Annotated in this window: 1 protein-coding gene; it reads right to left on the minus strand. The window is 63.7% G+C overall.

The window, feature by feature from the left end; all coding sequences use genetic code 11:
* Positions 1–273: glutathione S-transferase family protein (locus tag AF337_RS22115; protein ID WP_160320337.1), on the minus strand; the 273-nt coding region annotated here is incomplete at both ends.

The following is a 273-nucleotide window of genomic DNA, read 5'->3' on the forward strand; positions in this document are numbered from 1 at the left end:
AACCGGCTCGCCTGGCGCCGGCGGTCGCCATGTCCTTTGCGTGAAGGAAGTGCCAGCCCTCGGCAAAGGTCTGGGTGGCGAATTCGATCCAGGCGCGATGCCGTGCATGCAGCAATGCATCGTCGGGATACATCGCCGCGCCACCCTGCGTCTCGTTCAGATATTCGCAGATGACCACGCTTTCGAAGAGGATCGCCTCCCCACCGTTCGGTTGGCGCACCTTCAGCACCGGCACCTTGCCGGTCGGCGACAGGGCCAGAAACCAGTCAGGCT

The organism is Rhizobium ecuadorense (genome assembly GCF_001187535.1).
Lineage (GTDB): Bacteria > Pseudomonadota > Alphaproteobacteria > Rhizobiales > Rhizobiaceae > Rhizobium > Rhizobium ecuadorense.